This window comes from Methylomonas rivi, assembly GCF_024505165.1.
Lineage (GTDB): Bacteria > Pseudomonadota > Gammaproteobacteria > Methylococcales > Methylomonadaceae > Methylomonas > Methylomonas rivi.
Window position 1 is genome coordinate 43,781 of sequence record NZ_JANIBK010000015.1, and the last position, 6,674, is coordinate 50,454.

The 6,674-nt window shown below is 56.3% G+C and carries 7 protein-coding genes; 6 read left to right on the forward strand and 1 reads right to left on the reverse strand.

The genetic code is table 11. The features are described from left to right. Positions 1 to 233 precede the first annotated feature (233 nt). The 4 genes from NP596_RS04805 to NP596_RS04820 all read left to right on the forward strand — a co-directional run bounded on the left by NP596_RS04805 (position 234) and on the right by NP596_RS04820 (position 3,754). Positions 234 to 1,325 carry a sensor histidine kinase gene (locus tag NP596_RS04805; RefSeq protein WP_256614124.1) on the forward strand — a complete coding sequence of 364 codons (1,092 nt, stop codon included), beginning with the start codon at positions 234 to 236 and terminating at the stop codon, positions 1,323 to 1,325. 23 nt (positions 1,326 to 1,348) lie between these two features. Next, the gene (locus tag NP596_RS04810) at positions 1,349 to 1,765 is read left to right on the forward strand and encodes a response regulator (protein WP_256614125.1); all 417 of its coding nucleotides are present in this window, start codon (positions 1,349 to 1,351) and stop codon (positions 1,763 to 1,765) included. Continuing rightward, positions 1,762 to 3,093, forward strand: coding sequence for a PAS domain S-box protein (locus NP596_RS04815; RefSeq protein ID WP_256614126.1), 1,332 nt, complete (start codon positions 1,762 to 1,764; stop codon positions 3,091 to 3,093). Before NP596_RS04810 ends, NP596_RS04815 begins: the two co-directional genes overlap by 4 nt. Before the next feature lie 115 nt (positions 3,094 to 3,208). Further along, positions 3,209 to 3,754: a hypothetical protein gene (locus NP596_RS04820; protein WP_256614127.1), complete on the forward strand. Its 546-nt coding sequence runs from the start codon at positions 3,209 to 3,211 to the stop codon at positions 3,752 to 3,754. Between the two features lie 68 nt (positions 3,755 to 3,822). On the opposite strand, the gene NP596_RS04825 is transcribed toward NP596_RS04820, so the two are convergent. Next, positions 3,823 to 5,109 (reverse strand): esterase, encoded by a 1,287-nt coding sequence (locus tag NP596_RS04825; RefSeq protein ID WP_256614128.1) that lies wholly within the window; start codon positions 5,107 to 5,109, stop codon positions 3,823 to 3,825. A gap of 281 nt (positions 5,110 to 5,390) precedes the next feature. Between NP596_RS04825 and NP596_RS04830 the strand changes: the two genes are divergently transcribed. Together NP596_RS04830 and NP596_RS04835 are read left to right on the forward strand one after the other, a co-directional pair. Next, positions 5,391 to 5,918 (forward strand): SRPBCC family protein, encoded by a 528-nt coding sequence (locus NP596_RS04830; RefSeq protein WP_256614129.1) that lies wholly within the window; start codon positions 5,391 to 5,393, stop codon positions 5,916 to 5,918. A gap of 157 nt (positions 5,919 to 6,075) precedes the next feature. After that, the gene (locus NP596_RS04835) at positions 6,076 to 6,609 is read left to right on the forward strand and encodes a DUF1097 domain-containing protein (RefSeq protein ID WP_256614130.1); all 534 of its coding nucleotides are present in this window, start codon (positions 6,076 to 6,078) and stop codon (positions 6,607 to 6,609) included. Positions 6,610 to 6,674: the final 65 nt, after the last annotated feature.

The window sequence follows — 6,674 nt, forward strand, 5'->3', positions numbered from 1 at the left end:
CCGCTCCTGGCGGCGTGCGGTCAGTAGGGTTTGCGGCGGGCGAATATTTTCGATTCGGCGGTTCGGTCGGCGGCGGTTTACATTGAAAATTCTCACTGTGCCGCAGCCCCGGTTTTCAAGAGACTTGGCGGCGCGGCTATGCTTTTGCCCCGGTCGTCGATAGAAAACTCATTTTGCGGCGCATTTATTGTATGATCCCCGGCTTTATCGTGGCTAAGTTAAGGATCATCCGTATGATTGCCGCTAGAGATATTTTGAACGGACGCGACGCCTGTTGGCTGATGGACTGCGCCGCCGACGCGATGTTGGTTATCGGCTCTGACGGCCGTGTTCTGCTGGCCAATCCGGCGGCGGAGCGCCTGTTCGGCTACAGCCTGGACGAATTCTGCGGGCTGAGCGTCGAAGACCTGATGCCGCGGCGCTTTCGGGCCGCGCATGGCGACAAGCGCGCGGACTATGCCGGCCGTCCCGAATATCGCCGCATGGGCAGCGGCCTGGAATTGTACGGTTTACGCAAGGACGGCGGCGAATTCGCCACGGATATCAGTATCAGCCCGGTCGAAAACGGCCACGTGCTGGCCACCATATACGACGTTTCTTCCCGCAAACGGCTGGAAGAAGAGCAAAAACGCATGATTCACGAGCTGGAAAACGTCAACGAGGAATTGAAAAACTTCGCCTACGTGGTGTCGCACGACCTGAAGGCGCCGTTGCGCGCCATCGGCTCGCTGGCCGACTGGATCGCCGCTGATCAGCACGACCGGCTGGACGCCGAAGGCCAGGAGCATCTGCGCTTGCTGATCCAAAGGGTGCGGCGCCTAGATGCCTTGATCGACGGTGTATTGCGCTATTCGCGCATCGGCCGCGCGCACGAGGCCGCCAACGCCATCGACCTTAACGAATTGGCGCGCGAGGTTATCGATTCGCTGGCACCGCCGCCGGAAGTTACCGTGTCGGTGGCGGCCGACCTGCCGACCATTCGCGCCGAAAAAACCGGTATGCAACAAGTCTTGCAAAACCTGTTGTCCAACGCCATCCGTTATCTGGATAAACCCGAAGGCCGCATCGGCATCAATTGCGCCGAGCAGGCGGACTGTTGGCAATTCAGCGTCGCCGACAATGGCCCCGGCATCGAGCCGCGCCATTTCGAACGTATTTTTCAATTGTTTCAAACCCTGCATCCGCGCGACCGGGTGGAAAGCACCGGGGTGGGACTGTCCATCGTCAAGAAAATCGTCGAACAAAACGGCGGCCGCGTTTGGCTGGAATCCAGTCCCGGCCAAGGCAGCACGTTTTATTTCACGGTGCCGAAAACATATCCGTAATCCTGTAACCAGCCCCCAAGAGTATGAGAATCAAGAGCAGCCCCATTCTACTGATTGAAGACGACAGCGTGGATGCAATGACCGTTAGGCGCGCCCTCAAGGAACTGCATGTCGCCAACCCATTGGAGCATGCGGAAAACGGCGAGGAAGGGCTGGCGTATCTGCAAAACGCAGCGCATGCTCCCCCCTGTCTGATTCTGTTGGACCTTAACATGCCGGTCATGAACGGTATCGAATTTTTGCATGCGATTAAAGCGCTGCCTGCATTCAAACGTATTCCGGTGATTGCGTTGACGACGTCCGACGAGCAGGAAGATAAGGTGGAAAGTTTCGAACTGGGTGTGGCCGGTTACATGCGTAAACCGGTGGAATATAGGCAATTCGTCGAAATCATCCGCACCATCGACGCCTATTGGACCATCAGCGAGTCGCCGCTATGAGCGAATTAAGCAACAAACCGACGATCCGTCTGCTGCTGGTGGAAGACGATCAGATCGACCGCATGGCCTGCAAGCGGGCGTTGGCCCAACATGACGACTACGAGTTTATGGTGTTCGAAGCCGAAACCGGCAACCAGGGCCTAAAGTTGGCCCGCGAGGAACGGATCGACTGCGTGCTGCTCGACTTTCATTTGCCCGATCTAACGGGCGTGGAGTTCCTCTCCGAATTGGCCGAGGCCTCCGGCGAGCTGCCGATGCCGGTGGTGATGCTGACCGGCTCGGACAACGCCATGGTTGCGGTAGATGCGATGAAGCTGGGCGCGCGCGACTATGTGGTCAAGGGCTCCGATGCCAGCGGTGATGCCATGCAGTGGCTGCCGGCGGTGGTGATGCGGGCGCTGCGCGAACAGCAGGCCATTCTGGACAAGACCGAAGCCCTGGCGCAATTGCGCGAGGCCGAAGCCAAGTACCGCTGCCTGGTGGAACAAATGCCGGCCATTACTTACATCGCTTCGCTGGATACGCCCGGCCAGCTGCTGTATGTCAGCCCGCAAATCCGCCAACTGGGTTTCGCGCCCGAAGCCTGGCTGGAGGGAACAGAGGGCTTTTTGAAGCAAATACATGCCGAGGACCGCGAAACCGCTATCGAAGCCTATGCCGCCACCTACGAACACCATACGCCGCTACGCTGCGAATACCGCTTGATCGCGCACAGCGGACAGGCGCGCTGGTTTTTGGACGAAGCCAACGTGGTGCGCGACGAAAACCGCGGCGCCCTGTGCCTGCAAGGAATATTGGTCGATATAACCCAGGACAAGGAAAACGCCCGGGAATTGTATTATTACCGCCGCCGTCTGGAAGAACTGGTGGCCCAACGCACCGAACAGTTGGAAAAACAGAGCGGGATACTGGAATCCGCCAATGCCCGCATGGATCACGAACTCTGCGAACGCAAACGGGCGGAAGCTGCATTGCGCGCCAGCGAGGCCCGCTTCCGGCTGCTGTTGGAGTCGGCCGGCGAAGGCATTATCGGCGTGGACGGCAAGGGGCTATGCACGTTCGTCAATCCGGCGGCCTTGGCCATGCTGGGCTACGAGCAGGCGGAAATGCAGGGCCGGGAAGTCTGCGCAACCATTCATCCGGGCGCGGCCGGTAACGACGAGCAGTGTTGTACCTACCACGCGTTCCACAACGGCATTGCCCGGCGCGGCTCCGATACTTTCCACCGCCGGGACGGCGGCGTCTTTTCGGCCGAGTATTCCGCCCATCCGATGCAGGTCGACGGCAAGGTGGTCGGCGCTGTATTGATAATCAGGGCGTCGGGCTGAGGCTTGGCGGCCAGCCGCCGTTTCGCCGGTATTTGCGGGCCTTTTAAAGCCGAAAAAAGGATACGCTGCCGGGGATTTTATTTAGACCGATAACGCCACTAAACCGGGTCCGATTATGAAATACATCGTAAAACAACTGTCCGACGCGTTTATTTTCGAGGAAATGGAGCAAGCCAGACGGCAGTTTGTCGAGGCGCTGAATTTTACGCTGGAAAACGCCAGCATTTTTTTCGATAAAAACGCCGGCAATCCGCTGGATTTTTATATAGCCTACGATTTTCAGCAAAAGCACGGCGAGCACGTGGTGTATGGGTTTAATTTACGGGATGAGGTTATCCGGATCTTCAACCTGGACGATAATAAAACCCATGCCTCCAAATCAGCCCTGGCGCTCGGCCAACAGTTAAAAAAATTGGCCGAGGAAATCGAGGAACGCTACGATCCCGAACCGACTAAAACCATTGCCGAAACCCAGGACAAGAAAGACGCAGAGTATGCCAAAAACATCAATCGCTCCTATCGCGATGTGCTGAGAGAGGCCATCGAAAAAGACCGGGCCGAGCAATTGAAGCGGGCCGAGGCCGCCGCCGAAGCGCCCGCCGAGGACAGTTATCAACGGCATACCATTTTATTGGGCAGCAAAAGCGCCGCCAAATCCTAAGCTGGGCAAGCCGGCCGGGTACGGGTGTGTGCCCAGCCGGACAAGAGTGGTTCAGGCGTGGGATTATCTCAGTCGTCCGTGGATAGTCCGATCAACAGCCGGATAAATTCCATGACTTTTTCGTTAAACACATCGTTGTGGTCGGCGATGATGCTTTCGTCGACCCGGATATTCAAATAGGGATTGCGGGGGTTGGTTTTATTCAGGTGCGTCAGCACGGTAGAGCCGTATTGGGTGGCGTTGCCCGGAGTTTGCGTGCTCCAGAGGTGTTTCATGTTTGTATAGCTGGCCAGCCGCGAGTTCGATTCGGTTGTCGCCGGGGTTAAAGTGTGGCTGATCAATGGCGGATAATGGCCCACCGTGTTGCGGTCGGCTTCGCCTTCGTCCAGGGACAGCGGCAGGTTGCAGTCGTCGCGTTCGATATCGCGATGGGTTTCGAATACGGTCGAGAACACCCGGCCCATGGGAAACAGAATGCCGGTGGCGTCGTCCGCTTCCGAAGTCAAAATCGCCAACCGAGGCAGCTGTTCCGGAAAGTAACTGCAACGCGCCTGGGCCAGGTCGTAAAACGGCGAATACCGCAGTGCTTCGAAGGCCGGATTCAGCAACACCACCAGATCGCCGAAACCCTTGGCGGTATCGGTAAAACTTTTGTTTTCCTGGCTGTCGACGAAACGGCTGGCCAGAATTTGCGAGGTGGCGCTGAAAATCACCGCGCCGCCGAAGCTGTGGCCGATCAAAACCAGCCGGCTTTTGATCGGCGGCGTCATGGAATTGCGCACATTGGCGATTTCCTCCAGTTTGACCAGCAGTTCGGTAATGCCGAGATAGCCCACGTCTTGCGCCGTGCTTTTGCGGTCCCAGAACGTCAGGTAATTAAACGGCGGCACGTCGATGGACTCGCCGCGCCAGCCGATATAAACCCCGGCGATCTTACGCGGCGGCCGGCCCAGCTCCCGGCTGCGCCGGCTTTCTATTTCGCTGATTCTGGCCAGGTTATCCTTGAAGCCTTCGATGTTCGAGTCGCCGGGGCGGGCATTGTGATGCCAGCCGTGCACGAACACGGTCAATAAAATGCTTTCCTGGGCGGCTTTTTGGTACAAGGTATCCAGCAAGGCTTGCATTTGCTTGCGGTCGCGCATTTGGCCCTGGTCGTCGATTTCGACGAACCCCAGCGTATATTCGTTGGCGGCGCCGTCGTTATAGAGGTGCAGCGAGTTTTGTTCGCAAGCATTAGCGGGCGTTACGGTACAGGCGCGGTAATCGCTGCGGTAAATGTCGTTGGATGCGCATCCGGACAATAAACAGGCGGCAATGACGAATGCCCGCAACGCGGAAAGTTCAATCTGTTTCATGGTGATCTCCTCGGCAGGGAATAAGCTCGGCCGCTGTCCGGTTGTCGAATAGCCGAAACTGCCATCGGCTAACAGAGTCGTTATTCAGCGGCCGAGGCGGATGCCGGCTTAATGTCTATTATTTTTCGGCAATCTAAAAGTAGCGAATCCGAATGGAAGTTATAGTATAGATAATCTATTCGATGGCGTTATCCGGGTTTGGTGAACGTTAGCGTAATATGGAATACCCTTGGTTTAATGTCTAAAACTTTATTTTCCCGATAAGAAAAAAGGAGCGGACCATGTTGGAACTTGTATTGATTTTGGCGGCGGTTGCGGTTGTTTTTGGGCTGGTGGCGGCGAGGCGGCCGGCGGATTTTCAGGTCACTCGTTCCGCGTTGATGGCTGCTCCGGCGCCGATAGTGTTCGAACAGGTGAATAACTTGCAAAACTGGGATGCCTGGTCGCCGTGGGCCAAACTCGATCCCAAGGCCCATCATGTCTTTGAAGGCCCGGAAGCAGGTGCCGGCGCCATAATGCGCTGGGCCGGCAACAATAAAGTGGGCGAGGGCAGCATGACGATTGTCGCCAGCCAGCCCTGTGAACTGATTCGTTTTACGCTGGAGTTTTTAAAACCGTTCAAGGCAACCAATACGGCGGAATTCACCTTTAAGTCGGAAGGCGGTCAAACGCTGGTTACCTGGCACATGTTCGGCAGCAATAATTTTATCGGTAAGGCGGTGAGCTTGTTCATGAATTGCGATGCCATGGTGGGCGGGCAGTTCGAACAAGGTTTAGCCGCCATCAAAGCGATTGTGGAACGGGCTTAACGCCGTTGGTTGGCCTCGGCTTAATCTGGTAACATCCTTGTCCAATCGGGTTGGCGTGTTCGGCCCGGTTAACGCAACGGGTTGGATTTTATAAGGTCGCCTCAGTATAAAATCTAGCGGGCCCATTTTTCAGAGGTGATTTTTTGGATCGAGTTTTATGGATAAATTGACAGCACTTTCTACCAGTATCGCCTTACTTGCCGGCGTAATGGCGTTTTTTGCAGTAGGCCCCGCCAGCGGCCTATTTTTAATCTGGGTTTCAACCATCGCCTGGGCGGCGTTTTTCTTGCTTGGCGCGGACAAGGCCGCCCTGACGAATATGCTGGTCTGCGGTTCTTTCGGTGCGGCGATGGGGTGGATTGGCGCCTTGATCATCGCCAATATCGCACCCGATACCGCGCTGGGCGTGCCTATGATGGCGGCATTGGCCGTGATTGAGACTGTTTGGGTAATGTGCATGGCGGCGCATTTTCCAAGGTTTGCGGCGATTCCGGCCAGCGTCTTGGGGTATTCCTGCGTATTCGGCTATTTGTTGCAAACCCCGGACACTTTGGCGCACGATGTTTTATTGGGGATTTCCCTGAGCAATCCGCTGGTGTTGGTCTGCATCTCGATAGCGTTGGGCGCTTACTTTGGGGTGTGGTCCGGCCAATTCGCCGCCAAGCTGGAAACCATCAAGTTTAAAAAATAACAGTTGTTTTTAGGCCTGTCGTTGCGGCAGCCCTATGTTATAAACAGGGTAAGGCCGGCTTGCCG